24 protein-coding genes and 1 riboswitch are annotated in these 24,514 nt (G+C 71.3%); of the genes, 7 read left to right on the forward strand and 17 right to left on the reverse strand.

Translation table 11 applies throughout. The features are described 5' to 3' along the window. The first annotated feature begins 2 nt into the window (after positions 1-2). Positions 3-191 (forward strand): hypothetical protein, encoded by a 189-nt coding sequence (locus ACZ6C6_RS29970; RefSeq protein WP_365687339.1) that lies wholly within the window; start codon positions 3-5, stop codon positions 189-191. Between the two features lie 60 nt (positions 192-251). On the opposite strand, the gene ACZ6C6_RS29975 is transcribed toward ACZ6C6_RS29970, so the two are convergent. Then, entirely contained in the window at positions 252-866 is a 615-nt protein-coding gene (locus ACZ6C6_RS29975) for a PadR family transcriptional regulator (protein ID WP_469207205.1), read from the reverse strand. A 216-nt stretch (positions 867-1,082) separates the two neighbouring features. Further along, positions 1,083-1,652, reverse strand: coding sequence for a TetR/AcrR family transcriptional regulator (locus ACZ6C6_RS29980; RefSeq protein WP_469207207.1), 570 nt, complete (start codon positions 1,650-1,652; stop codon positions 1,083-1,085). A gap of 85 nt (positions 1,653-1,737) precedes the next feature. On the opposite strand from ACZ6C6_RS29980, the gene ACZ6C6_RS29985 reads away from it, so the two are divergent. Then, the gene (locus ACZ6C6_RS29985; protein WP_469207209.1) at positions 1,738-2,163 is read left to right on the forward strand and encodes a nuclear transport factor 2 family protein; all 426 of its coding nucleotides are present in this window, start codon (positions 1,738-1,740) and stop codon (positions 2,161-2,163) included. 28 nt (positions 2,164-2,191) lie between these two features. On the opposite strand, the gene ACZ6C6_RS29990 is transcribed toward ACZ6C6_RS29985, so the two are convergent. After that, positions 2,192-3,193 carry a HEAT repeat domain-containing protein gene (locus ACZ6C6_RS29990; protein ID WP_469207211.1) on the reverse strand — a complete coding sequence of 334 codons (1,002 nt, stop codon included), beginning with the start codon at positions 3,191-3,193 and terminating at the stop codon, positions 2,192-2,194. A 6-nt stretch (positions 3,194-3,199) separates the two neighbouring features. Continuing rightward, positions 3,200-3,868 carry a HEAT repeat domain-containing protein gene (locus tag ACZ6C6_RS29995; protein ID WP_469207213.1) on the reverse strand — a complete coding sequence of 223 codons (669 nt, stop codon included), beginning with the start codon at positions 3,866-3,868 and terminating at the stop codon, positions 3,200-3,202. 127 nt (positions 3,869-3,995) lie between these two features. Between ACZ6C6_RS29995 and ACZ6C6_RS30000 the strand changes: the two genes are divergently transcribed. Then, on the forward strand, positions 3,996-4,814 hold the full coding sequence (locus ACZ6C6_RS30000) for a PhzF family phenazine biosynthesis protein (RefSeq protein ID WP_469207215.1): 819 nt from the start codon (positions 3,996-3,998) through the stop codon (positions 4,812-4,814). Positions 4,815-4,824: 10 nt separating this feature from the next. Here ACZ6C6_RS30000 and ACZ6C6_RS30005 read toward each other — a convergent pair whose 3' ends face one another. After that, positions 4,825-5,604 (reverse strand): CPBP family intramembrane glutamic endopeptidase, encoded by a 780-nt coding sequence (locus ACZ6C6_RS30005; protein ID WP_469207217.1) that lies wholly within the window; start codon positions 5,602-5,604, stop codon positions 4,825-4,827. A 184-nt stretch (positions 5,605-5,788) separates the two neighbouring features. On the opposite strand from ACZ6C6_RS30005, the gene ACZ6C6_RS30010 reads away from it, so the two are divergent. Continuing rightward, the gene (locus tag ACZ6C6_RS30010) at positions 5,789-7,573 is read left to right on the forward strand and encodes a VWA domain-containing protein (RefSeq protein WP_469207219.1); all 1,785 of its coding nucleotides are present in this window, start codon (positions 5,789-5,791) and stop codon (positions 7,571-7,573) included. A gap of 31 nt (positions 7,574-7,604) precedes the next feature. On the opposite strand, the gene ACZ6C6_RS30015 is transcribed toward ACZ6C6_RS30010, so the two are convergent. Then, positions 7,605-9,110: a glutamate-cysteine ligase family protein gene (locus tag ACZ6C6_RS30015; protein WP_469207221.1), complete on the reverse strand. Its 1,506-nt coding sequence runs from the start codon at positions 9,108-9,110 to the stop codon at positions 7,605-7,607. Positions 9,111-9,589: 479 nt separating this feature from the next. Between ACZ6C6_RS30015 and ACZ6C6_RS30020 the strand changes: the two genes are divergently transcribed. Continuing rightward, positions 9,590-10,186: a hypothetical protein gene (locus tag ACZ6C6_RS30020; protein ID WP_469207223.1), complete on the forward strand. Its 597-nt coding sequence runs from the start codon at positions 9,590-9,592 to the stop codon at positions 10,184-10,186. A gap of 328 nt (positions 10,187-10,514) precedes the next feature. Continuing rightward, a complete protein-coding gene (locus tag ACZ6C6_RS30025; RefSeq protein ID WP_328899152.1) occupies positions 10,515-10,721 on the forward strand; it encodes a DUF5999 family protein in 207 nt (68 codons plus the stop codon). Positions 10,722-10,790: 69 nt separating this feature from the next. Here ACZ6C6_RS30025 and gcvP read toward each other — a convergent pair whose 3' ends face one another. Beyond that, positions 10,791-13,676 (reverse strand): aminomethyl-transferring glycine dehydrogenase, encoded by a 2,886-nt coding sequence (gcvP, locus tag ACZ6C6_RS30030; RefSeq protein WP_469207225.1) that lies wholly within the window; start codon positions 13,674-13,676, stop codon positions 10,791-10,793. Between the two features lie 193 nt (positions 13,677-13,869). Further along, a riboswitch (glycine riboswitch) is annotated at positions 13,870-13,967 on the reverse strand. A 116-nt stretch (positions 13,968-14,083) separates the two neighbouring features. Between gcvP and ACZ6C6_RS30035 the strand changes: the two genes are divergently transcribed. Next, positions 14,084-14,452, forward strand: a complete 369-nt coding sequence (locus tag ACZ6C6_RS30035; protein WP_469207227.1) for a PRC-barrel domain-containing protein — start codon at positions 14,084-14,086, stop codon at positions 14,450-14,452. Here the strand turns inward: ACZ6C6_RS30035 and ACZ6C6_RS30040 are convergent. From ACZ6C6_RS30040 to ACZ6C6_RS30085, 10 genes are all read right to left on the reverse strand, one after another. Further along, on the reverse strand, positions 14,377-15,843 hold the full coding sequence (locus ACZ6C6_RS30040) for a DNA polymerase IV (protein WP_469207229.1): 1,467 nt from the start codon (positions 15,841-15,843) through the stop codon (positions 14,377-14,379). The two genes, ACZ6C6_RS30035 and ACZ6C6_RS30040, sit on opposite strands and share 76 nt — an antisense overlap. Before the next feature lie 89 nt (positions 15,844-15,932). Further along, entirely contained in the window at positions 15,933-16,550 is a 618-nt protein-coding gene (locus ACZ6C6_RS30045) for a MerR family transcriptional regulator (RefSeq protein WP_365687352.1), read from the reverse strand. 167 nt (positions 16,551-16,717) lie between these two features. Further along, entirely contained in the window at positions 16,718-17,194 is a 477-nt protein-coding gene (locus ACZ6C6_RS30050; protein WP_469207231.1) for a bifunctional nuclease family protein, read from the reverse strand. Positions 17,195-17,247: 53 nt separating this feature from the next. Beyond that, positions 17,248-17,988, reverse strand: coding sequence for a transcriptional regulator FtsR (gene ftsR, locus ACZ6C6_RS30055; protein WP_469207233.1), 741 nt, complete (start codon positions 17,986-17,988; stop codon positions 17,248-17,250). 42 nt (positions 17,989-18,030) lie between these two features. Then, on the reverse strand, positions 18,031-18,894 hold the full coding sequence (locus tag ACZ6C6_RS30060; protein ID WP_328904257.1) for an FHA domain-containing protein: 864 nt from the start codon (positions 18,892-18,894) through the stop codon (positions 18,031-18,033). 82 nt (positions 18,895-18,976) lie between these two features. Beyond that, positions 18,977-19,765, reverse strand: coding sequence for a DUF881 domain-containing protein (locus tag ACZ6C6_RS30065; protein WP_469207235.1), 789 nt, complete (start codon positions 19,763-19,765; stop codon positions 18,977-18,979). A 5-nt stretch (positions 19,766-19,770) separates the two neighbouring features. After that, positions 19,771-20,103, reverse strand: coding sequence for a small basic family protein (locus ACZ6C6_RS30070; RefSeq protein ID WP_003970459.1), 333 nt, complete (start codon positions 20,101-20,103; stop codon positions 19,771-19,773). Next, the gene (locus ACZ6C6_RS30075) at positions 20,100-21,002 is read right to left on the reverse strand and encodes a DUF881 domain-containing protein (protein WP_469207237.1); all 903 of its coding nucleotides are present in this window, start codon (positions 21,000-21,002) and stop codon (positions 20,100-20,102) included. Before ACZ6C6_RS30075 ends, ACZ6C6_RS30070 begins: the two co-directional genes overlap by 4 nt. A 104-nt stretch (positions 21,003-21,106) precedes the next feature. After that, complete coding sequence (locus ACZ6C6_RS30080; RefSeq protein WP_469207239.1) at positions 21,107-23,602, reverse strand: sugar phosphate nucleotidyltransferase; 2,496 nt, start codon at positions 23,600-23,602, stop codon at positions 21,107-21,109. 112 nt (positions 23,603-23,714) lie between these two features. Continuing rightward, on the reverse strand, positions 23,715-24,323 hold the full coding sequence (locus ACZ6C6_RS30085; RefSeq protein ID WP_469207241.1) for a CDP-alcohol phosphatidyltransferase family protein: 609 nt from the start codon (positions 24,321-24,323) through the stop codon (positions 23,715-23,717). Positions 24,324-24,514: the final 191 nt, after the last annotated feature.

Genomic DNA, 24,514 nt, shown 5'->3' on the forward strand with positions numbered 1-24,514 from the left:
GGGTGAGCTGGCTGGTGTCCCTGCCGGCGCTCGACGGGCGCGAGTACGTCTACCGGGTCCACGCACCCCTCGACGCCCTGCCGGCCGACCTGTTCTGGTGCGCGTTCCACTGCCACGACGACGGACCGCACCCCCGCGCGTCCGACCGCTTCGACGCGGCGCGGATCTGGCCGGTCACGACGGACACGTAAACAGGGAGGAGCCCGGCGGCCTGGGCCGCCGGGCTCCGTCGCACCGGCCCACGGCGGGGCTCAGTGCTCGTCGGCGAGGATGAGGTACAGCTTCTTCCGGGCCTCGTTGATGACGGCCACCGCCTTGTCGCGCTGGTCGGCCGAGCCGGTCTTCCAGACCTGGCCGAACGCCTCCATCAGACCGAACCCGGCCTGCCGGACCTCGTTCATGCTCTCCCAGTCGACCCCGCGCCCGGCCTCTTCCCAGGGCGCTTCGGGCCCGGTCTCGGCCTCGGTGCGGCCGGTCTCGGTGAGCGTGAACAGCTTCTTGCCGCCCTCGCTCGCACTGATGATCAGCCCCTCGTCCTCCAGCAGCTGAAGGGTCGGATACACCGAGCCGGGGCTGGGCCGCCAGGCCCCGCCGCTGCGCTCGCCGATCTCCTGGATCATCTCGTACCCGTGCATGGGCCGGTCCTTGAGCAACGCCAGGATCGAAGCGCGCACATCACCACGCCGCGCCCTCCCCCGGCCGCCGCCCCGGCCCCGTCCGCCACCGAACGGCCCACCGCCGAACGGCGGCCCGAACGGTCCGAACGCCGCCCGCTGCCCCTCAAATCCACCACGTCGCCCCTCGGGGCCGTACGGGGCTCGCCCGTGACCATGGGCATGTCCATGCTCGTATCCATGTGAACGCATGACGTACTCCTCTGTTCAGATCGCTCTTACATCTATCGCTGTACTGTCGCGATGTCTCAACGATATATCGGGACCGATCGCATGGCAATCCCCGTGACAATCCCCGCGGACGGCAGCGTCGGACCGACGTCGGCCGGAGGCGGGCGGGCAGCCCCTGCCGGAGGGGGCCGCCGCGCTACAGGGGTGGAACGCGGTGGCTGCCCGTGGCCCCCGCGTTCACGGTGTGGGCTCGGCCAGCGCGTTGAGAGCGGGCCGGAGCAACGCGGCGATGCGCTCGGGCGACGCCTCGCGCAGCGCGGGCAGCTCCAGGAGCTGATGACCGATGGTCACACCGAGCAAGGTGACGACCGCCAGGGCGGCCCGGAGTTCCCGGTCGTCCGGCGCCGGGACGGCGGCCCCGGCGTCGGCGATCTGGCCGCCGAGCGTGCCGCGCACATGATCGGCGACCACAGGATCGGTGAGCATGGACCGCATCACCGCGAGCGTCCCCTCGGGCAGACCGCCCAGTTTCAGGCTCAGCGTGGCCAGCATCCGGTCGGCGAACACGTCCACGCCCGCTTCGTCCGGAGGTGGCGCGGCGAACGTCTGCACGGCCCGGCCGAACAGCTCACGCTTCGAGCCGAAGTACTGCATGACCAGGGCCGGGTCCACACCGGCCGCGCCCGCCACCGCACGGATGGTCGTCCGGTCGAACCCCTTGGCGGCGAACTCCTCCCGGGCCCGGTCGAGGATGCGCGCCTCGGTAGCGCGGCGGCGGTCGGCACGGGTCTCCCTGGGCGTGGTCACGCCGCGACTCTACAGCCGTTGACCGAACCCCTCCCGTCGCCCTACGGTCATCACTCAACAAACGTTGAGCGAATGGAGTCGTCCCGTGCCGCAGCCGGAAACCACCCGTGCCCGGACCCCCCGCGAGGCCCTGGCCTCCTATCACCGGGCCATGCTCGACAAGTCCGCGGACGACCTCGCGGATCTGTACGCGGCCGACGCGGTGCACGAGTTCCCCTTCACCGCTCCCGGCTTTCCGCCGCGCTACGAGGGCCGCGAGGCCGTACGCACCGGCTACCGGGCGGTCTGGGGCGCGAGCCCCGTACGGATCGACGAGGTCAGGACGGTGTCCGCGTACGGGACGGACGACCCGGAGGTGATCGTCGCCGAGCACGTGGTGGCGGGGACGCTGCCGGCCACGGGCACCGCCTTCACCATCCCCGGCCTGCTCGTGCTCCGGGTCCGCGACGGCCTGATCACCCACGTCCGCGACTACATGGACACCGCGGCCCTCGCCGCCGCGAGGCGCTGAGCTCCGGCGCCTTCACCGCCGGCCGGCCTCACCCCTCGCCGCGCAGCCCCAGCAGGTACACCGCCGTCACCGCCACGCCCCGGTCCCCGTCCTCCGCCAGCTCCCCGAGCGCCCGCGTCGCCGTCGGGCCCGGGATGTCCGCCAGCGCCTGGGTGAGGCGGCGGCGGGCGGACGCGTCCAGGGCGGGGTCGGCGAGGCGGCCGACGAGCGCGGAGGCGATCCGCTCCGCCGTCTCCGGATCCGCGGCCAGCACACCGAGCGCGTCGGCCGCGTCCACGTCCCGCACCGCATCCGCGACCATGCCGATGAGCGTCGGGACCGCTTCGGCCACCCCACGCGCACCGAGCGCCGGCGCCGCGTACTGGCGTACCGCCAGATCGGGATGGCCGAGGGCGTCCCGCAGCAGCGCGCTCGCGGCCTCGCCCGGGATCCCGGCGACCGCCCGCACCGCGCGGGCGCGCACCGTCGCGACGGGCGAGTCCAGGCCCTCCGCCAGCTGGGACAGCCCTCCGCCCGCGCGCGCCAGGGCCCACCGCAGCGCACCGGCCACGCTCGGGTCCGACTCGCTGAGCACCGCCTCGACCAGGGCCTCCACCGGCACGGGCGGATCGCCCGCGAAGGACAGCGCCGCCCGCTGCCGGGTGCCCGGGCTGGCGGAGCCCAGGGCCTGGAGGAGGGCGACGGTACGCAGGACGCCCTCCCAGTCCCCCGGCTCGGCGGCCCCGATCCTGCTCAGCCGGGTCAGCAGCTCCGTCTCGCTCGCGATCCGTTCCCGGGTCCGCCGCACGAGGTCGTCCACGAGACCGGCCGGGCTGAAGCCGGGATCGTCCAGGGCGCGCCCCACCTCGCGCAGCGACAGGCCGAGGGACCGCAGGCTCTCGATGTGGAAGATGCGCCGGACGTCCTCGCCGGAGTACTCCCGGTATCCGACGTCGTTGCGCCCCGTGGGCCGCACCAGGCCCAGCGACTCGTAGTGCCGGAGCATGCGGGCACTGACCCCGGACCGCCGCGCCACCTCACCGATCAACACCCTGCTTCACCCCTCCTGACCGTACGCCCCGAGGGCCACCCTCCGCTTCGCCTCCTCGATCGCGAAATCGAACCCGGCGTCCGGGTCGCGCCACAGCTCCTCCGTGGCGAGGGCGTGCTCGCGGACCCGGGGCTCCGGGTGCGCGGCGGCGGCGTCGAGCGCCAGTGCGGCCGCCGCGCCGAGCGCGATCAGCGCCCGGCTGAGGCTCAGCCGCGTCTCGCGGCCCCCGCGCCCGAGCTGCCCGGTCAGCACCGCGGCCAGCGCGGGCGCCTCGTCCTCGGGCACGAGGACGACAGCGGTCCGCCAGGCGGCGCGCGCCACCTCGTCGTCGGGGTCGGTGAGCAGGGCCCGGGTGAGCGCCGGCCAGGCCCGCCGGTCCGCCGTCTTGGACAGCGTGTGCAGGGCCTGGCTGCGGGCCTGCGGGCGCTCCGAGCCGAGTTCGTCGACGAGCCTGGGCACGGTCAGGTCCCGCGGGTGCCGGGTGAGCGCCCAGGTCAGCATCTCCCGTACGGAGAAGTCCGGCTCGGCCGCGCACCGCTCCACGAGCCGGCCGACCAGCCGCGGGTCCGGCGCCGAGCCGACCGCCAGCGCGGTCCGCAGCCTCACCGACGCGTCCTCGTGTTCCAGCCCGCGCAGCGCACGTGTGACGGCCGCTTCCTCATTCTCCGTGGTCATCGGACCACCTCCTCTCGGCCGAGTGAAGCGGTTGTCACCGTGACAAGGTCAAGCCCGGCGTGGTTTCGGGCCACCGGTCCGCGATTGGCATTGGTTCCGGGCCGGGAGGAAGACCTACGGTCCGCGCATGAGGATTCGCACCGTGGACGCGTTCACCGACCGCCCGTTCTCCGGCAACCCCGCAGGGGTCCTGCTGTTCGGCCCCGAGGGCTTCCCCGAGGACGCCTTCCTCCAGCGGGTCGCCGCCGAGCTCAACCTCTCCGAGACCGCGTTCGCCCATCCGCTGCCCGCGGGCGGCGACGCCGGCTGGGCGCTGCGCTGGTTCACCCCGGTCACCGAGGTGGACATGTGCGGCCACGCCACCCTGGCCACGGCCCATGTCCTGCACACCACGGGTGCCGCCACCGGAACGGTCCGCTTCGCCGCCCGGTGCGGCATGCTGGCGTCGACCGCGCATCCGGACGGTTCGCTCACGCTCGACTTCCCGACCGCCCCGCTGACCCCCGAGCCCGCGCCGGAAGGCCTCGCCAAGGCCCTCGGGGCGGAGCCGCTGTCCGTGCACGACACGGGTGCGCAGGTCGGGGACCTGCTGGTGGAGCTGAAGGACGAGGCGGCCGTACGCGGACTCGCCCCGGACTTCGCGGCGCTGACCGCCCTCTCCCGGCGCGGTGTCATCGCCACGGCGGCCGCGGCACCGATGCGTGCCTACGACTACGTCTCGCGCGGCTTCTTCCCGGCCGTGGGCATCGACGAGGACCCGGTGACCGGCAGCGCGCACACCGCTCTGGCCCCGTTCTGGTCGGCCCGGCTCGGCCGTGACGAGCTCACCGGACTCCAGGCGTCGGCGCGCTCGGGCCTCGTACGGACCTCGCTGCGCGGCGCGCGCACCCTGCTCACGGGCCGCGCGGTCACGGTGCTGGACGGCGAGCTGCTCTTCGGCCTGTGACCCCGGGGGTTCACGGGGTGGGCAGCCAGCCCACCTTCCCGGCGAGCAGCGCGTAACCGACGAACGCGCCGATGTCCAGGAGCGCGTGCGCCGCGACGAGCGGTCCCACCCGCTGCCAGCGCCGGTAGAGCAGCACGAAGACGACGCCCATCACCATGTTTCCGATGAACCCGCCGATGCCCTGGTAGAGGTGGTACGAGCCGCGCAGCACCGAGCTCGCCACCAGTGCCGCCATCGGCGTCCAGCCCAGCTGCCCCAGCCTGCGCAGCAGATAGCCGACGACGATCACCTCCTCCAGCACGGCGTTCTGGAGGGCCGACAGGATGAGAACGGGGAACTTCCACCACACGTCGGGCAGCGACTCGGGCACGACGGTGAGGTTGAATCCGGCGGCCCTGGCGACCAGGTAGAAGGCCAGCCCGGCGCTGCCGATGCCCGCCGCGACGACCGCGCCCCGTGTCACGTCCTGGCCGGGCCGGGTGCGGTCGAAGCCGAGGACCCGCAGCCCGGTCCCTTCCCGGATGAGCAGATGCGCGACGAGCGCGACGGGCACCAGCGCGGTCGCGATACCGAAGAGCTGCCAGGCGAGATCCAGCCAAGGACGGCCCGGGGCGGCCGAGCTGTTGAGGGTCGCCGCCTGATCCTTCAAACCCCCTGGTTTCGTCAGCGATCCGACAAAGCTGATAAGGGCGGATACGCCGCTCGCCCCCAACGAGAGCGCCAGCACCAGCACTGTCTCGGACCGGAGAATCCGTTGTGACACGGCCTCCTGGGGATAAGAATCAGCCACGCGCCCCGCCTCCACCTGTACACCTGCCCTCAGTTGTGCATTCGCGTCCCACGCCTCTCGCCGCCCCGCTAGGGTCTCGAATGCAGGTACGAAGATCATGCGCGACTGGCCGGGGGACGAGCGCCATTGCCGATGGCGTGGTCCCCCTTTTCCTTGTACATCCTCAAGGAGGGGCACCACCGACATGGGACGTCACAGCTTGCCCGATGACCGCGCGGCAGGCGGAGGCGGGGACCGTCCACCGCGCCGCCGCCGGACCGTGGCCATCGCCACCCTGCTCGTCCTCGCCGTGGCGGGGGGAGCGGCGGTCGCGGCGCAGGGCGGCCTGCTCTCGTTCTCGAAGTCGTGCGAGGACAGCGCCGTCCACCTGTCGATGACGGCCTCCCCGGACATCGCCCCCGCCGTACGCGCCATCGCCGACCGGGCGCGTACGGACGAGGTGCGCTCGGAGGGCCGCTGCATCGACGTGAACGTCGTGGCCCGTGACTCGTACAAGGTGGCGGACGCGCTCGCGAGCGGAGTCCGCCCCGACTACCAGATATGGCTCCCCGACTCGGACCTGTGGCTGACCAGGGCCAAGGGTGACGGCGACGGCACCCCCATCACACCCGGCGGCTCCGTCGCCACCTCACCGGTCACGCTCGCCGCGGTACCCGCGGCCGCCAAGCACCTCGGCTGGCCGAAGAAGACGTACACCTGGGCGGAGTTGACGGGCGCCGCCATGGAGTCCGACCGGATACGTCTCGGCTCCGCCGACCCCGCGCGGTCGGCGACCGGTCTGCTGGCCCTCAACAGCATCGGCACCTCCGCCGGGAAGCAGGGCGGCGACAGCGACACCCGGGTCGCGGCCACCGCGAAGCTGCTCGCCCAGCGGATGTCCGACGGGGACACCCAGGTCGCGGCGACCCTGCCGCAGGACGGCTCGGGCGCCGAGGAGGGCAACCCGGCCCGCAACCAGGCGGTACTCCTCTCCGAACAGGCCGCCTTCGCCCACAACGCCGAAGCGGCGGCCGACGGAAGGCTCGGCCTCTTCTATCCCGAGGACGGCACCCCGCTGCTCAACTACCCGCTGGCGATGGTGGACGAGCGCCACCAGTCCACGGACAGGAGCCGGGCCGCGCTGCGGTTCATGATCCTGCTCTCCGAGAAGAGCTCCGTCAGCACCTTCCGGGAGCACGGCTTCCGCGCCACCTACGGCACGGCGGACGACAAGCTGGTCGCGGCGGCCGGAGGCCGGTCGCCGCAGCCCTACGACGCCACGCAGCCGCCCGCCCCGACGGACGAGGCGCTTCAGGAGACGCTCGGCATGTGGACGATCACCGTGCAGAGCGCGCGGCTCACCACGGTGGTCGACGCCTCCGGCTCGATGGCCGCGATGGTGCCGGGCCGCAACCAGTCCCGGATGGACGTCACCAAGGCCTCGCTGATCCAGGCGCTCAACCAGTTCACCCCGAACGACGAGATCGGGCTCTGGGAGTTCGCGACCACGCTCGACGGCGACAAGGACTACCGGCAGCTGGTGACGACCGCCAGGCTCGGCGACCCCGCGAAGGGCGGCGGCACCCACCGGGAGAAGCTCGCCGCCGCGTTCGCCGCGCTGCGCCCGGTGCCGGACGGCGCGACCGGTTTGTACGACACCGCCCTGGCCGCGTACAAGGAGGCGCAGCGCACGTACGTGAAGGGCAAGTTCAACGCGGTGGTGATCCTCACGGACGGGTCGAACCAGGATGAGCGGTCCATCTCCCGCTCCGCCCTCGTGGACGAGCTGAAGTCCATCGCCGACCCGACGCGCCCGGTCCCGCTGCTGGCCATCGCCGTCGGGCCCGAGGCGGACCGCGAGGAGCTGGACGAGATCGCCAAGGTCACCGGGGGCGGCGGCTACCAGGTGACCGACCCGGCCGAGATCCAGGCAGTGATCCTCCAGGCGGTGATGACGGCGGGCCAGGGCGCCCGCGCGGCCGGGGAGTAGGGCCGGTCCGCACCACGGACCGGCCGCCCCCTCACGGTGCCGGGATGCCCACCGGCCAGGTGTGCACCGGGTCGCCGCCCTGCATAAGCTCGCCGTAGCGCCTGGTCATCGCGGCGAGCGCGGCGCCCCGGCCGAGGCCCGCCTCGCGCGCCCGGTGGTAGGTGTCCGCCTGCCAGGACGCGCCGTTCGTCCGCCGCTTGCAGCGCCCCTCGATGATCCCGAGGTAGTGCTCCCGGTCCGCCGGGTCGATGTTCCAGCCGTCGAGCCCGGCGGCGGCGAGCGGCAGCAGCTCGTCGCGCACCAGCTTGGTCACGGGCACCCGGGTCAGCCCGCCGGCGCGGCCGGGCCTGGGCCACAGCAGCTCGGCCTCGATGCCGTGGCGGCACGCGGTCTCGAAGTTCTCGGCGGCGGCGGAGAACGGCATCCGGGTCCAGACCGGACGCGACTCCCCCGCCAGCGCCCGCACCAGGCCGTAGTACAGCGCGGTGTTGGCGATGACGTCGGCGACGGTCGGGCCCGCGGGCAGCACCCGGTTCTCCACGCGCAGGTGCGGGACGCCGTCGGCGATCCCGTACACCGGCCGGTTCCAGCGGTAGACCGTGCCGTTGTGGAGGACCAGCTCCTTCAGCTGGGGGACCCCGCCGTCGGCGAGGACGCGCAGGGGCTCCTCCTCGTCGCAGATCGGCAGGAGCGGCGGGAAGTACCGCAGGTTCTCCTCGAAGAGCTCCTCGACCGAGCCGATCCACTTCTCCCCGAACCAGGTCCTGGGCCGCACGCCCTGGTTGCGCAGTTCGGGCGGCCGGGTGTCCGTGGCCTGCTCGAACAGCGGCGGCCGCGACTCCCGCCACACCTCCCGGCCGAAGAGGAACGGCGAGTTGGCCCCCAGGGCGACCTGCACGGCGGCGACGGCCTGCGCCGCGTTCCACACGTCGGCGAAGCGTTCCGGAGTGACCTGGAGATGCAGTTGCAGCGAGGTGCAGGCCGCCTCCGGGGTGATCGATCCGGCGGTGGCGACCAGCCGCTCGACGCCTTCGATATCGAGCGAGAAACTCTCGCCGCGCGCCGCCAGCATTTGATCGTTCAGGAGGGCGTAGCGGTCGACGTCGGAGAGATTGGACCGGACCATGTCCTCACGGCCCAGCGTCGGAAGGATTCCGATCATCATGATCCCGGCATCGACTTCACCGGCCTTCCGGTCGGCATATCCGAGCCCGGTCCGCAGCTCTTCGGCCAACTGATCCAGAACACGCCCCGACAGATGATGGGGGACTATGTTCACCTCAAGATTGAACATCCCCAGTTCCGTCTGGAAATCGTGACTCGCGATGCGCTCCAGTACCTGCCCATTCAACATCTTCGGCATGGCGTCGGCGCCCGTGAGATTCAGTTCGATCTCCATGCCCATGAGGTTGCGCGGCCGGTCGAACCGCCGCTCGGCCAGGAGCCCGGAGAGTGCCTCCACGCACTGGTGCAGCTTCCTCCGGTACCTCTGCCGGTCGGACAGGTCAAAGGCGCCCGCGATGACCTTCTCCCCCATCGAAGTGTCCTCCTCAAGTGGCCGGCACGCGGCCCGGGCCGCCCGCATCACGATCGATAATGCCCGCAGGAGGTGATCCGTAACGCCCCGTGGACGGCGCACACACGCTAATCTGAGCGCCGGGCCCCGGGCACATTCACTCGGCATGACGCACCGGGCCGTTTCCCCGTACGGCGGGCTCGTAATGCTCCGACGGGTTTCGGCCGACCGCAGTGCGGGAAAAACCCGAGGCGGCGGCTGCGCCGCTCGCGCCGAATCAGCATGATCTCCGCATAATAAAGTCCGGATACCGCCTTGCCGGCAATAGCCGTGGCGGCTAGTGGAAACACCGCGTGAACACGTGTCGTATAAACTCCGCGGACGAGGCAGAGAGTTGACGCACCGGCTCAGTCACCGGCCTCCTCTGGCCCCGCACGCCGACAACGCCGTCCGCACCCGCCCGCGCACCACCGTGTCTCCGAAGTGAGAGGCGACCCACTATGCCGCTGCATGTTCCCCCGGCCCCCGCGCCCGCGCTGCGCAGCGTCCTCGCGGCGCTCGGTTCACCGACCGCGGTCCGTGAGGCCCGCACGCCCGCCCTGCGGTCCGCACAGGGACCTCTGAGCCCCGAACACCCGCTGCCCGTCCATGTGCTGGGCGTTGCCCCGGGCGCGCTCGCACCCGCCACCAGGCTGGCGGCCTGGCGCTTCCAGATCCGCAGCACGGAGCGGGCGGTGGCGGCGGCGGACACCATGCTCACCGCGGACGGCTGGGCCTTCTCGCACTTCTTCGAGGGCCCGTACATCGCCTCGACGGAGCTGGCGCTGCGCCAGGCGGAGGGGATGAGCGGCCCCTACCAGCCGAGGCTGCTGTCCATCCCCGACCTGTACATGCTGGCCCTGTGGCTGCACGGCGACCCCGCGGCGGACGCCTCCTGCGGCGCTCCGGGCCCGGACGACCTGCTCGTGCCGCTGTCCCCGGCGCCTCCCGGCTTCGCCGCCCACCGGCCGCACCGGGCCGCCGACCTGCTTCCGGTGATCACCACCCGCATCACGCCCGGCCCCGGCCCGCTGCTGGGCTCCCCCGCCCCGGCCTGAGCCCTCCGTCCCAGACCCTTCCGCTCCGCGTGCTGTGCCCCGTCGCCCCCTCCGGTGGCGTGGCACAGCACGCGGAGCGCGTACGACACCCGGCCCGTCCGGACTAGTCCCATCCGGCCACCCCGAACCACCCGAAGTGACAGTGCAGTTGAGTTGAACCGTCCGGGCGGGTGACGCGTCATGGGAGGAGAGGAAGCGCTGCGGCGAAATCCCTGCGGATTGTCGCCCGTGGGGCAACACTGGGATTCGACCGATCGATACGGGGGCGGTCATGAACACCTCTTCACACCGCAGGTCACTCAACTCGACGCAGCGAAAGAACCCATCCATGTGCCAGCATCAGCCACCCTGCCCGACAGCCGACTCAGCCGACCGGGAAGCCGCCCGCCAGGTGGCCCACCACCCGGAGCAGGGCTGGAGCCTGCTGTGCAACGGCGTCCTGCTCTTCGAGGACACCGGTGAGCTGCTTCCGGACGGGCAGATCATCGCCCCGCACAGGCCCCTGGCGGCGAACCGGGTGGTCAAGGCCGCCTGAGCGTCCGTACGGAAAGAAGAAGGGGCCGGCCCGGAGAAGTCTCCGCACCGGCCCCGACGCATGTCCGCGTCAGTTGTCGTACTCGTCCAGGGGCGGGCACGAGCAGACGAGGTTGCGGTCGCCGAACGCCCCGTCGATCCGGCGCACCGGCGGCCAGTACTTGTCGGCGGCCGAGACACCGGCCGGGAAGACCGCGACCTCACGGCTGTACGCGTGCTCCCACTCCCCGCCGAGCGCGGCGGCGGTGTGCGGGGCATTGGCGAGCGGGTTGTCGTCCGCGCTCCACTCCCCCGACGCGACCTTCTCGATCTCGGCGCGGATCGCGATCATCGTGTCGCAGAAGCGGTCCAGCTCCGCGAGGTCCTCGCTCTCGGTCGGCTCGATCATCAGCGTCCCGGCGACCGGGAACGACATGGTCGGCGAGTGGAATCCGTAGTCGATGAGCCGCTTGGCGACGTCGTCGATGCTGACGCCGGTCGCCTTGGAGATCGGGCGCAGGTCCACGATGCACTCGTGCGCCACCAGACCGGCCGGGCCGTTGTACAGGATCGGGTAGTGCGGTTCCAGACGCTTGGCGATGTAGTTGGCAGCGAGTACGGCGACCTGCGTCGCGCGCTTCAGGCCCTCGCCGCCCATCAGGCGTACGTACGCCCACGAGATGGGCAGGATGCCGGCGGAGCCCCACGGGGCCGCCGAGATCGGGCCGACGCCCGTCTCCGGGCCCGCCGCGGGCTGGAGCGGGTGGTTGGGCAGGTACGGCGCCAGGTGCGCGCGCACACCGACCGGGCCGACGCCCGGGCCGCCGCCGCCGTGCGGGATGCAGAAGGTCTTGTGCAGGTTGAGGTGCGAGACGTCGCCGCCGAACCGGCCGGGCTTGGCCAGGCCGACCAGCGCGTTGAGGTTGGCGCCGTCGACGTACACCTGGCCGCCGGCGTCGTGCACCTCGGCGCAGATGTCGGCGACGTGCTCCTCGAAGACACCGTGCGTCGACGGGTAGGTGATCATGAGCACGGCCAGCTCGTCACGGTGCTGCGCGATCTTGGCGCGCAGGTCCTCGATGTCGACCTCGCCGTCGTCGGCGGTCTTGACGACGACCACCTTCATGCCTGCCATCACGGCGCTCGCGGCGTTGGTGCCGTGCGCGGAGGACGGGATCAGACACACGGTCCGGTTCTCGTCGCCGTTGGCGCGGTGGTACGCGCGGACGGCCAGCAGCCCCGCGAACTCACCCTGCGATCCGGCGTTCGGCTGGAGGGACACCGCGTCGTAACCGGTGACCTCGGCCAGCCGCTCCTCCAGCTCGCGGATCAGCGTCAGGAAGCCCTGCGCCTGCTCGGCGGGCGCGAACGGGTGCAGCGCCCCGAACTCGGGCCAGGTGATGGACTCCATCTCAGCGGTCGCGTTCAGCTTCATCGTGCAGGAGCCGAGCGGGATCATGCCGCGGTCCAGCGCGTAGTCGCGGTCGGCGAGCTTGCGCAGGTAGCGCAGCATCGCGGTCTCGGACCGGTGCTGGTGGAAGACCGGGTGGGTGAGGATCGCGTCCGTGCGCAGCAGCGCCTCGGGCAGCGCGTCCTCGGTGGTGGCGTCCAGCGCCTCGACGTCCCCGTCGGCACCGAAGGCGGCCCAGACGGCGGCGACCTGGGTGCGGGTCGTCGTCTCGTCACAGGCCAGCGACACGGTGTCGGCGTCGACCAGGCGCAGGTTGACCCCGTGCTCCCGGGCATCGGCGACGACCTCGCCCGCCCGGCCGGGGACGCGGACGGTGAGCGTGTCGAAGTAGGAGCCGGTCACCACGTCGATCCCGGCGGCGCGCAGGCCCTCGGCGAGGATCGCGGCGTAGCGGTGGGTGCGCCGGGCGATCGTGCGCAGGCCCTCGGGGCCGTGGTAGACGGCGTACATGCCGGCCATGACGGCGAGCAGCACCTGCGCGGTGCAGATGTTGCTGGTGGCCTTCTCGCGGCGGATGTGCTGCTCGCGGGTCTGGAGGGCCAGGCGGTACGCCTTGTTGCCGTCGGCGTCCACGGAGACACCGACCAGGCGGCCGGGCAGGCTGCGGGCGAACTTGTCGCGGACCGCCATGTAGCCGGCGTGCGGACCGCCGAAGCCCATCGGGACGCCGAAGCGCTGCGTGGTGCCGACGGCGATGTCGGCGCCCAGCTCGCCGGGCGAGGTGAGCAGCGTGAGGGCCAGCAGGTCGGCGGCGACGGTGACGATCGCACCCAGTTCGTGCGCCCGGTCGATCACGGGCTTGAGGTCCCGGACGGCCCCGGAGGCGCCGGGGTACTGGAGGAGCACGCCGAAGACGCCGCGCTCGGCGACCTCGGCCGGGATGCCGTCGGTGAGGTCGGCGACGACGACCTCGACGCCGGTCGGTTCGGCGCGGGTCTCGATGACGGCCACGGTCTGCGGCAGGGTGTCGGCGTCGACCAGGAAGACGCCGTTCTTGACCTTGCCGACGCGCCGGGCGAGCGCCATGGCCTCGGCGGCGGCGGTGCCCTCGTCCAGCAGCGAGGCGCCGGAGGTGGGCAGACCGGTGAGCTCGGCGACCATCGTCTGGAAGTTCAGGAGGGCTTCGAGACGGCCCTGCGAGATCTCGGGCTGGTACGGCGTGTACGCCGTGTACCAGGCGGGGTTCTCCATGACGTTGCGCAGGATCACCGGCGGGGTGAACGTGCCGTAGTAGCCGAGCCCGATCATCGGTGCGAGGACCTGGTTGCGGTCGGCGAGCAGGCGGAGTTCGGCCAGCACCTCGGCCTCGGTCCGGGCCCCCGGCAGGGCCAGCGCCTCGGCGCTCTTGATCACGTCGGGCACGGCGGCAGCGGTCAGCTCGTCCAGCGAGCCGTAACCGACCTGGGCGAGCATCTTCGCCTGCGCCTCGGCATCGGGGCCGATGTGGCGCTGCTCGAATGGAATGCCCTGTTCCAGCTGCGTGAGCGGGGTGCGACGGGGGGTCATGGTGGAGGCCTCCTGGTCTGTCACGACCTGCGAGGGGCACCGCGGCGCCGGGTGCCCTGATGGCCTCCCCCTCTGTCATCTCAACCTGAGAGCTTCACCGGCACCTCGCGGGCGCCGGCTTTCACCGTCGGTGAGGGAGAGGCTCCGTGCGACCCATCGGCCGCGCGCAACCCGCCCTGCTTTCCAGAGTGACCTCGTCCGTGCGGTACGGGGGCCTGAGAGATTCCGGGGAGGATTTGCTCCTTCGGCGTCCTCCGGATGGGCTCCGGACGACTCTCCCGCACGGGGTCAGCAGCCATGACCAGCCTACCAGCGGGGTACACGACGAGAATTCTCGAGTGGCCAAGACCACGGAACTGCATTTCTGTAGTCCCTGTGGACCAGCCGCGACCAGTGTGGGAGGGACCGTGCAGACCGACATCGACCCGCGCAGCCTGATCGGCCGCAAGGCCTTCGACCGCAAGGGCACCAAGATCGGCACCGTGGACGAGGTGTACCTCGATGACGCGACCGGGGTGCCGGAATGGGCGGCCGTGCGCACCGGGCTCTTCAGCCGTGACGCCTTCGTCCCGCTGGAGCCCAGCCAGTTCGTGGACGACACCCTGCGCGTCCCCTTCGACCGCGCGCTGATCAAGGACGCGCCCGACTTCGGCGTGGGCCGCCACCTCTCCCCCGAGCAGGAGCTCCAGCTCTACCGGCACTACGGGCTGGACGCCGCCCCCGGCGCCCCGGCCCCGGACCGCGACTTCGGCCGGCTGGCGGGCCAGGAGGAGTAGTCCGGCGGGTCCGGCACGAGCGGCAGGGGGTCGGTGGCCCGCAGCGCGGGGTCGTCCACGCGGAACGTACGCACCCGGCCGGGTGCCGTCGCCCCCGGTTCCTCGAACCGCACGGTGACCCGCCCGACCCCGCTCCCCTGCACCCACCCGCGTCCGTGGACCTCGTGGTGCACGTCCTGCCCGGCGGGCCAGCGGCGCGCCGCGAGCTGCTCGGCGGCCTCCTCAGGCCCGGGCCCGTCGTCCGCCGCCCCGTCGCGGGCACCGGAGGCCTCCTGCGACGGCGCCCCGTCCTCGACCGGTAGGGCCGCCGCCCGCTCACCGGCGGCCTGGGCGAACAGGTCCTCCTGGGTGTAGTCGGCGAGTCCCGTGACCCCGACTCCCAGCAGTCGCACCCCGCCCGTGGTGTCCACGGCCTCCAGGAGCCGGGCGGCGGCCTCGCGGACGACGGACGGGTCGTCCGTGGGGCCGCGCAGTGTCTCGGAGCGGGTCAGCGTGGAGAAGTCGTACCGGCGCACCTTCAGCACCACCGTGCGCCCGGAGCGCCCCGCGCCCCGCAGCCGCTGGACGCACCGGTCGGCCAGCCGCTCCACCTCGGTGCGCACCCGGACGCGGTCGTGCAGGTCCACCTCGAAGGTGTCCTCGACGGAGACGGACTTCGCGTCGCGCTCCGCGACCACGGGCCGGTCATCGAAGCCGAAGGCCATGCGGTGCAGCGCGGCGCCGTGCGCCTTGCCCAGCAGCCGTACCAGCTCCGCCTCGCCCGCCTCGGCGAGGTCGTTGACCGTGGTCATGCCGGCGCGGCGCAGATGGTCCGCCGTGGCGGGGCCGACACCGGGCAGGGTGCGCACCGGCAAGGGCGCGAGGTGGGCCCGCTCGGTGCCGGGCTCGATCAGGCGCATCCCGTCGGGCTTGGCCTCCTCGGAGGCGATCTTCGCAAGCATCTTGGAGCCGGCCAGCCCGACTGATCCGCTCAGTCCGGTCACCGCCTGGATGGCCTCGCGCAGTTCCCGGCCGATCGCCAGGGCGGAGGCGGTGTCGTCGGCGGTGCCGCCCGCTTCGAGGTCCACGAAGGCTTCGTCCAGGCTCAGCGGTTCCACCAGGGGCGAGAGCCGGCCCAGCAGTTCCATGACCTGCTCGCTCACCGAGCGGTACAACGCAAAGCGCGGGACCAGATAGGCGGCGTTCGGCGCGAGACGCCTGGCCTGGGCGATCGGCATCGCCGAGTGCACCCCGAAGCGCCGGGCCTCGTACGAGGCGGTCGCGACGACCCCGCGCCAGCCGAGGCCGCCCACCACGACCGGTTTGCCGCGCAGGCTCGGCTTCGCCGCCTGCTCCGCGGAGGCGTAGAAGGCATCCATGTCCAGATGCAGGATGGTGGGCGCGGCTCTCACACCGCCGATGCTGCCCTACGGCACTGACAATCGCCGCGTCGTCACGGCTATCGGCCACGATTCCCGGCCCCGGGGGCGCCGGCGGCGGCTCACACGGCCCGGTTGCGGCGCCGCGCGAGCTCGTCGGCCGGGTTGTGCCCGATCAGCGTCTCGCCGGTGTCCACACGCTCCCCGTGCAGCTGCGAGAGCGCCGCGTCCACGTCCCGCCAGACGACTCCGACAGCGATACCGAAGACGCCCTGGCCGCCCTGGAGCAGGTCGACGACCTCGGCGGGCGAGGAGCACTCGTAGACCGTGGCCCCGTCGCTCATCAGCGTCATCCGCTCCAGGTCCTGGAAGCCGCGGGCCCGGAGGTGCTGGACGGTGGTCCGGATGTTCTGGAGCGCCACGCCCGTGTCGAGGAAGCGCTTCACGATCTTCAGCAGGACGACGTCCCGGAAGCTGTAGAGCCGCTGAGTGCCCGACCCGTACGCCGGACGGACGCTCGGCTCCACGAGGCCCGTGCGCGCCCAGTAGTCCAGTTGCCGGTACGTGATCCCCGCCGCCGCGCACGCTGTCGGCCCGCGGTAACCGATGTCGTCGGCCGATGCCACGCCGTCCCCCGCCACCGCAGCCGGCGCAGCCGACTGCCTGATGGTCCGGCCGGCCGTACTCCCCTGCTGCGGATACGGCGCACCCGCTGCCGTACCGTCGCCGCTGCTTCTCACGCCGACCTCCGTCCTTGACCTGCCCACTCGAAGGTAGGCAGTCACCCGGGGTGCGTCAACGATCGCCACACTCGGCACGCCGAGTGATAATCACCCTGAGGGTGGTTTCGCGTGACCGTTGACGGGGAAAGGCTCACCGGATGCGCCGGTGGCCACCGCCAAAGACGTCACTGGCTGTTGTTCGTCCCGAAGTCCTCCGGAGAGATCTGGTCGAGGAATTCGCGGAACTTCTCCACCTCGTCCTCCTGCTCGTCGGGGATCGCGATCCCCGCGTCGTCCAGCACCCCGTCACTGCCGTAGATCGGCGCGCCGGTGCGCAGGGCGAGGGCTATGGCGTCGGAAGGCCGCGCGCTCACCTCGACACCGCCGGCGAAGACCAGCTCCGCGTAGAAAACCCCTTCGCGGAGGTCCGTGATCCGGACCTCGGTGAGCTCCTGGCCGACGGCCTCAAGCACATCCTTGAAGAGATCATGGGTCAGCGGCCTGGCCGGAGCCATGCCCTGCTGTGCGAAGGCGATCGCGGTCGCCTCACCAGGACCGATCCAAATGGGGAGGTACCGGTCGCCTCCCACTTCACGCAGGAGCACGATCGGTTGGTTGGAGGGCATTTCCACCCGGACACCCACAACGTCGAGCTCGTTCACACAGCAACCCTAGGACGTGCTCGGCAGGTTTGGGTAGTCGGGCTCGTCCGCCTTCAGCGCAGCCGCACCTGCAGAGCCGTCTGCACGAGCGCGGAGTGCAGCCGTACGGACAGCTCCGCCAGCTCCTTCGCGGTCGCCTCCGCATGCGCTCTGGTCTGGGGATTCCGGTGCCGACGCAGCGGAGCGACCATCTGCTCGATGAGCCCGGCCTCCCGGTCGGCGGCGGCCCGTACGGCCCTGAGGTGACGAGGTTCCAGACCGAATCGCCCCAGTTCCGCCACAAGCCTGGCGACGGTCACCATGTCGGCGTCGTAGCCGCCGTCCGCCGCGGGGACGACCAGGCCGTACGACTCCCAGTCGTCCAGCTCGCTCTCGGTGACCTCGGCGGCCACCAGGAGCTCGGCGCGGCCGATCCGGGCGGCCGTGGCCCGGCCCGGCACCCCGGCCGGCTCACCGTCCGCCTGCCGGGGCTCCCCGTCGGGCGACGGCAGGGCGACCTGCTCGCCGCGGGCGAGGGCGTCCAGATGTTCGCGGATGACCTTCAGCGGCAGGTAGTGGTCCCGCTGCATCCGGAGCACTTGGGCGAGCCGCTCGACGTCCGCGGCGACGAACTTCCGGTAGCCGGAAGGGGTCCGCTGCGGTTCGACAAGCCCTTCGGCCTCCAGGAAGCGGATCTTGGAGATGGTGACCTCGGGGAACTCCTCCTGCAGTTGCAGGAGCACCGTGCCGATGCTCATCGGCCGGCCGTCGGCGGCGGTGCCGTGTCGGGCACCGCCGCTCGGTGTTCTCAGCATGGACCTTCCTGGGGTTCCCCCCGGACGGCGTCCGGGGGCGGGTCAGATGCCCCGCTGGCTCGCGTAGAAGACCAGTCGGTACTTGCCGATCTGCACTTCGTCGCCGTTGGACAGGGCGACGGAGTCGATCCGCTCACGGTTGACATAGGTGCCGTTGAGGCTGCCGACGTCCCCGACCGTGAAGCTGCCGTCGGCGCCCCGGCGGAACTCCACGTGCCGCCGGGAGACCGTCACGTCGTCCAGGAAGATGTCGCTCTGCGGGTGACGGCCGGCCGTGGTCAGCTCGCCGTCCAGCAGGAAGCGGCTGCCGCTGTTCGGACCGCGGCGCACCACCAGGAGCGCCGAGCCGAGCGGCAGGGCGTCGACGGCGGCCTGCGCCTCGGGCGACAGCGACGGCACGGCGGTCTGGCCGGTGGCCTCCGCCTCGTACGCCTCAAGGCCCGAGATCGAGATGGTCGACGTCGTCTCCGAGGCGCGCTCCGGAACCCCGCCCCGCAGCGGCGCCCCGCAGTTGGAGCAGAAACGGCTGGCCTCTGCGTTGCGGTGGCCGCACCTCGTACACACCGGCATGGACGAAGCCTCCTGGCTCGGGGCTCCGAAACCTATGCGGCCGGGACCGGCAGGGTCAACGGACGACGCGCCGGGACCGCCCGGGTAGTCACCCCCCTGGCCTGTCACCTGGTCACGGAAGAGCGGGCGCTCCGCGCCCTGCTCGTCGGGCTGACCATGGCGCGGCGCGCGATGACGTGCGTTCTCATCGCGGGCGCTCTTGCCGAACAACTTCCCAAACAACTTCACGGGCGATTCCCCTTGACCGAAACAGACCCGCCCGTGGGGCAGGACGAACCCTGAATGAACACACCTGCCGACCCGGACATCTTCACAACGTCCGTATCCACTCGACAGTTTCCACCACGCGCCACGATTACGATGCGGCGACCCCCCGCAACCGTCCGCTCGTGTTCCCCGACGCCCGGGCGCCCGGGGATCACTGGCCCGACGACCGAGCGTAGTCAGGCCGCTCCGCCGGTCGCAAGGCGTCCACGACAATGTCGTCGGCCCGCAGCACATGCACGGTGGCCTGCTCCTTCTCCAGCGTCTGCACCACACCTCCGGGGATGTTCAGCGCCGGTTCCAGATCCTGCGGCTTGCCGATGACCTTGAAGACGTACGGGGCTGTGATCTTGCGCCCGTCGACCTTGACCGCGCCCGCGTCACCGGAGAAGTAGGTGTTGGCCACCACACGGACCCCGTTGACCTCGACGGCCTCGGCGCCGGCCGCCCTGAGCTCCTGCAGGGCGTCGAGCAGCATGTCGGGCCGCACGGCGCCGCCGGGGTCGTTGACCGTCATGGTGATCCCGGGGCCGTGGGCCGCCACGGTCCCGGCGAGCACGCCGAGTTGCCGCTCCTTCTCGACCGTCTGCTTCCGGGCCTCCTCGGCCTGGTCGGAGCTGTTCTCCAGCTCCGTGCGCTGGGCGTCGAGGCGCTGTTTCTCGTCCTCCAGCCGCTGCGTGCGGTCGTCCACCTCGTCCAGGATGCGCACCAGGTCCTCCTGGCGCGCGCCCCGCAGGGCGTTGCTGTCACTGTTGGACCGCACCTGGATGGCGAGCCCGAGCCCGAGGCCGAACAGCAGGACGGCGACGATGAGTTGGGCCCGGGTCACCCGGGGCGGCCAGAGACCGGCGACCAGCCGCCGACGCCCGGTGAGCTCCTGCGGGGCCTCGGCCCGGGGCTCCCCGCCGTCGCCGACGTTGTCGTTGAAGTCGTCGTTGCTCATCGGCATCAGGCCCGGAAGACGTGCCGGCGGATCGCCGCGGCGTTGGAGAAGATCCGGATGCCCAGCACGACCACCACACCCGTGGAGAGCTGGGCGCCGACGCCCAGCTTGTCGCCCAGGAAGACGATGAGGGCCGCCACGACCACGTTCGAGAGGAACGAGACCACGAAGACCTTGTCGACGAAGATGCCGTCGAGCATGGCCCTCAGCCCGCCGAACACGGCGTCGAGCGCGGCGACGACGGCGATGGGGAGATAGGGCTCGACCACCGCCGGAACTTCGGGCCGGACCAACAGTCCGACCACGACTCCCACGACGAGGCCCAGTACGGCGATCACGATGTGCCCTTCCCTGTGTCTGCGGCCTTGTATGGCTCTGCTGTCCGTACGATCAGGCTCGGGGCGGCCGGAAGGCTCAGCTTCTCCTGGACGGAGATGCTGGTCCGGATGTCGAAGGTGTCCTTCAGCGCCTGCAGGTACTGGCCGTCGGCACTGTCCTGGAAGGCCGCAGCCAGCTTCTTGCCGTTCCCCACCGCGAGCACCGAGTACGGGGGCACGAGCGGTTTGTTGTCGACCAGTATGGCGTCGCCCGCGGCCCGGATCGCCGACAGGGCCGTCAGCCGCTGTCCGTTGATGGCGATGGCCTCGGCGCCGGACTCCCACAGCCCGTTCACGACGCGTTGCAGGTCCCGGTCCCTGACCCGCCCGGTGTCGGAGAAGCCGCTGGTCTCGCGGGGTCCGCCGCCGCCCTGGTCGGTATCCTCGGCGTCGTCCACGACGACCTTGAGCCCGGGCCCGTGCACGGGCGTCGCCCCGGAGAGCAGCGCGACCAGCTCGGTCTGGTCTCCCCCGTGTTCCTGGAGAGCCTTCCGCTGCCGGCTGCTGACGTCGTCGCGGACTTCCTCCACCTGGGCTTCCAGGGCGTCGGCCGCCGCCGTCTCGGCGTCGATGCGGTCGATCAGTTCCTGCTTCTCCTTGGCCAGGACCGGCGCGGTCACCCGTGCCTGGGCCGCGCCGAGCGTGACGACCAGGGCGGCGAGGACCAGGCAGGCCGCGAGCCCGAGCTTTGCCTTGAGCGTACGGGGCATGCCCGCGCGCCCCTCGGCCGCGCGCCGCGCCGCCGCTTCGGCGTAGCCGTCGTCCAGGCTGTGCTCCATCACATTGGTCAGCAGCAGCATGGACGCGTCGGGACGTCTGGACGGCGGGGCCGTGCTCCGACCGGGGGGCTGCTGCGACATGCCGCACATCGTCGCATGTCGCGGCGGCTTACGCCGAATGGCCCCACCGATGGGCGGCCGGCCGCCGGGAGGGGCGGTGCGTGCCCCGTCCCGGCGGCCCTGTCTCAGTCGCCCGCGCTGTCCACGACAGCCGCCCACTCGTCGAGCAGTGCCTCGGCGGAGGCGTCGTCGGGTCCTTCGGCCCACAGGTGGGTGACGGCTTCCGCCGGGTCCGGCAGCACCATGACCCAGCGCCCGTCCGCCTCCACGACCCGTACGCCGTCCGTCGTGTCGACGTCCCGGTCGCCGGCCGCCTCCACCACGCGGCGCATGACCAGGCCCTTCACGGCCCACGGTGTGGCCAGGTCGCGGCGCAGGACGTGGGCGCGCGGGATGCGGGCGTCGATCTGGCTCAGCGTGAGCTGGGTCCTGGCGACGAGGCCGATGAGCCGAACGAATGCGGCCGTGCCGTCGAAGACACCGGCGAATTCGGGAACGATGAAGCCGCCGCGCCCGTCTCCTCCGAAGATGGTGCCTTCCTCACGCCCCACCCGGGTCAGGTCGTCCGGCGACGTGGTCGTCCACTCGACCTGCGTGCCGTGGTACGCGGCGACCTGCTCGGCGACCCTGGTCGTGGTGACCGGAAGCGCCACCCGCCCGCTGCGCCGCTCGGCGGCGACGAGGTCGAGCATGACGAGCAGCGCCCGGTCGTCCTCCACGATCCGGCCGCGTTCGTCCACGAGGGACAGCCGCTCGCCCACGGGGTCGAAGCGGACGCCGAAGGCCGCCCGCGCCGAGGAGACGATCTCGCCGAGGCGCACCAGACCCTTGCGCCGGGCTTCGGCCGTCTCGGTCGGCCGGGACTCGTCAAGGCCGGGGTTGATGGTGAGCGCGTCCACGCCCAGCCGCCCCAGGAGGCTCGGCAGCACGAGCCCGGCGCTGCCGTTGGACGCGTCGACCACGACCTTCAGCTGGGCGTCGGCGATCCCCGTGGTGTCCACGTTGCGCAGCAGGGACCCGGTGTACGAGTCGAAGACGCTGGACGGGAAGTAGATGTCGCCGATCTCGCCGGGAAAGGCCCGCCGGTACTCCTGCCTGGCATAGACGCGGTCGAGTTTCCGCTGCCGCGCCTGGGAGAGGTCCGCTCCCCGTTCGTCGAAGAACATGATGTCGACGGAGTCGGGCACGCCCTGCGACGTACGGATCATGATCCCGCCGGCACTGCCGCGCGCGGTCTGCTGACGCGCGACGGGCAGCGGTACGTTCTCCAGGTCCCGTACGTCGATGGCGCTGGCCTGGAGCGCCGAGATCACGGCGCGCTTGAGTGCCCGGGCGCCTCGGGAGTGGTCCCGGGCGGTGGTGACGGTGGAGCCCTTCTTGAGCGTCGTCGCGTAGGCACCGGCCAGTCGTACGGCCAGCTCGGGGGTGATCTCGACGTTCAGGATTCCGGAGACGCCGCGTGCCCCGAAGAGATGGGCCTGGCCGCGGGACTCCCAGATCACCGAGGTGTTGACGAAGGCGCCGGCCTCGATGGTCTTGAAGGGGTAGACGCGGACGTTCCCCTGGATGATCGATTCCTCTCCGACGAGGCATTCGTCGCCGATGACGGCGCCGTCCTCGATCCGGGAGGCCCGCATGATGTCGGTGTTCTTGCCGACCACGCAGCCGCGCAGGTTGCTGTGGTCGCCGACATACACGTTGTCGTGGACAACGGCCTTGTGCAGGAAGGCGCCGCTCTTGACGACCACGTTCGAGCCGATGACCGTGTGCTCCCGGATCTCGACGCCGGCTTCGACCTTGGCGTAGTCCCCGATGTAGAGCGGGCCGCGCAGCACGGCGTCGGGGTGCACGTCGGCGCCTTCGGCCACCCAGACCCCGGGCGAGATCTCGAAGCCGTCGATCTCGACGTCGACCTTGCGCTCCAGCACGTCGGCCTGGGCCTTCACATAGCTCTCGTGGGTGCCCACGTCCTCCCAGTAGCCCTCGGCGACATAGCCGTAGATCGGCTTGCCCTCCTTCATCAGCTGCGGGAAGACGTCCCCGGACCAGTCCACGGAGGCGTCGGCCTCGACGTAGTTGAAGACCTCGGGTTCCATGACGTAAATGCCGGTGTTCACGGTGTCCGAGAAGACCTGGCCCCAGGTCGGCTTTTCCAGGAAGCGTTCGACCTGACCCTGCTCGTCCACGATCGTGATCCCGAATTCGAGGGGATTGGGAACGCGAGTGAGGCAGACGGTGACCAGGCCGCCCTTCTCCTTGTGGAAAGCGATGAGGTCCGTGAGGTCGAAGTCGGTGAGCGCGTCACCGGAAATGACGAGGAAGGTGTCGTCCTTCAGCGCCTCTTCGGCGTTCTTCACGCTGCCCGCCGTGCCGAGCGGCTTCTCCTCGTTGGCATAGCTCAGCTCCATGCCGAGCTCTTCGCCGTCCCCGAAGTAATTCTTGACCAGGGAGGCAAGGAACTGGACGGTCACGACCGTCTCATTGAGCCCGTGCCGTTTCAGCAGCCGGAGCACATGCTCCATGATCGGCCTGTTGGCCACGGGAAGGAGCGGTTTGGGCATGCTCGAGGTCATGGGGCGAAGACGAGTGCCTTCGCCGCCAGCCATTACGACGGCCTTCATGTCGGAAACGTCCTCCTTGAGAGACGACGGTCGAGCCGACTTCACCCGTCAGGGCAGCTTCTGTGTCATCAGCCGTGGGCCGGCGACGCTGCACGGCACCACATCAGCGAGCTCAATCGGCTACTGCATCCGCCTTGACCAGGCGGCGGACCTGAACCACGTACAAGATTCCTGCCCACCAATAGAGGGTTGTACCCCACCCTGCGAACGCCCATCCGAAAATGGTGGCCACCTCTGCCAGCCAACCATGCCCGTCACTGAGCAGCAACAAGGGGAATGCGTACATGAGGTTGAACGTGGCGGCCTTGCCGAGGAAGTTCACCTGGGGCGGCGGATAGCCGTGCCGGCGCAGGATTCCCACCATCACCAGCAGCATGAGCTCGCGGGCGAGCAGGGCGATGGTGAGCCAGAGCGGCAGGATCTCGCGCCAGGTGAGTCCGACGAGGGTGGAAAGAATGTAGAGCCGGTCGGCGGCGGGGTCGAGAAGCCGTCCGAGGCTGCTGATCTGGTTCCACCTGCGCGCGAGCTTGCCGTCGAGGTAGTCGCTGACACCGCTGAACATCAGGACCAGCAAAGCCCAGCCGTCGCTCTGGGGTCCGCCGAACTCGGGCCGGAGGATCAGCCACAGAAAGACAGGTACGCCGACCAGGCGCAACATGCTGAGGATGTTGGGGATAGTGAGTACCCGGTCCGTCTGAACGCGGGTCTCCTGGACCTCCACCCGGGGGCCTCCTGTGTCAAGAACGTGCCAATGATGCCCCCTGACCCTACCCTCAGCCCCGGCCTGCGGCCGCAGAGGGGTGCCGGACACCCCTGGGAACGCGAAAAAGCCCCGTGCCACAAGGGCACGGGGCTCTTCCTAAAAGGAGTTCGGCGGCGTCCTACTCTCCCACAGGGTCCCCCCTGCAGTAC

The sequence above is a fragment of the Streptomyces sp. NPDC041814 genome (assembly GCF_055590565.1).

Bases quoted from the DNA above. Each gene is read 5' to 3' on its own strand.
- ACZ6C6_RS30020 (WP_469207223.1), top strand. From the start codon at position 9,590: ATGCCGCTGCATGTTCCCCCGGCCCCCGCGCCCGCGCTGCGCAGCGTC.
- ACZ6C6_RS30015 (WP_469207221.1), bottom strand. From the start codon at position 9,110: ATGGGGGAGAAGGTCATCGCGGGCGCCTTTGACCTGTCCGACCGGCAG.
- ACZ6C6_RS30075 (WP_469207237.1), bottom strand. From the start codon at position 21,002: ATGTCGCAGCAGCCCCCCGGTCGGAGCACGGCCCCGCCGTCCAGACGT.
- ACZ6C6_RS30025 (WP_328899152.1), top strand. From the start codon at position 10,515: ATGTGCCAGCATCAGCCACCCTGCCCGACAGCCGACTCAGCCGACCGG.
- ACZ6C6_RS30065 (WP_469207235.1), bottom strand. From the start codon at position 19,765: ATGAGCAACGACGACTTCAACGACAACGTCGGCGACGGCGGGGAGCCC.
- ftsR (WP_469207233.1), bottom strand. From the start codon at position 17,988: ATGCTGAGAACACCGAGCGGCGGTGCCCGACACGGCACCGCCGCCGAC.
- ACZ6C6_RS29975 (WP_469207205.1), bottom strand. From the start codon at position 866: ATGCGTTCACATGGATACGAGCATGGACATGCCCATGGTCACGGGCGA.
- ACZ6C6_RS30080 (WP_469207239.1), bottom strand. From the start codon at position 23,602: ATGAAGGCCGTCGTAATGGCTGGCGGCGAAGGCACTCGTCTTCGCCCC.
- ACZ6C6_RS30010 (WP_469207219.1), top strand. From the start codon at position 5,789: ATGGGACGTCACAGCTTGCCCGATGACCGCGCGGCAGGCGGAGGCGGG.
- ACZ6C6_RS29995 (WP_469207213.1), bottom strand. From the start codon at position 3,868: ATGACCACGGAGAATGAGGAAGCGGCCGTCACACGTGCGCTGCGCGGG.
- gcvP (WP_469207225.1), bottom strand. From the start codon at position 13,676: ATGACCCCCCGTCGCACCCCGCTCACGCAGCTGGAACAGGGCATTCCA.
- ACZ6C6_RS30000 (WP_469207215.1), top strand. From the start codon at position 3,996: ATGAGGATTCGCACCGTGGACGCGTTCACCGACCGCCCGTTCTCCGGC.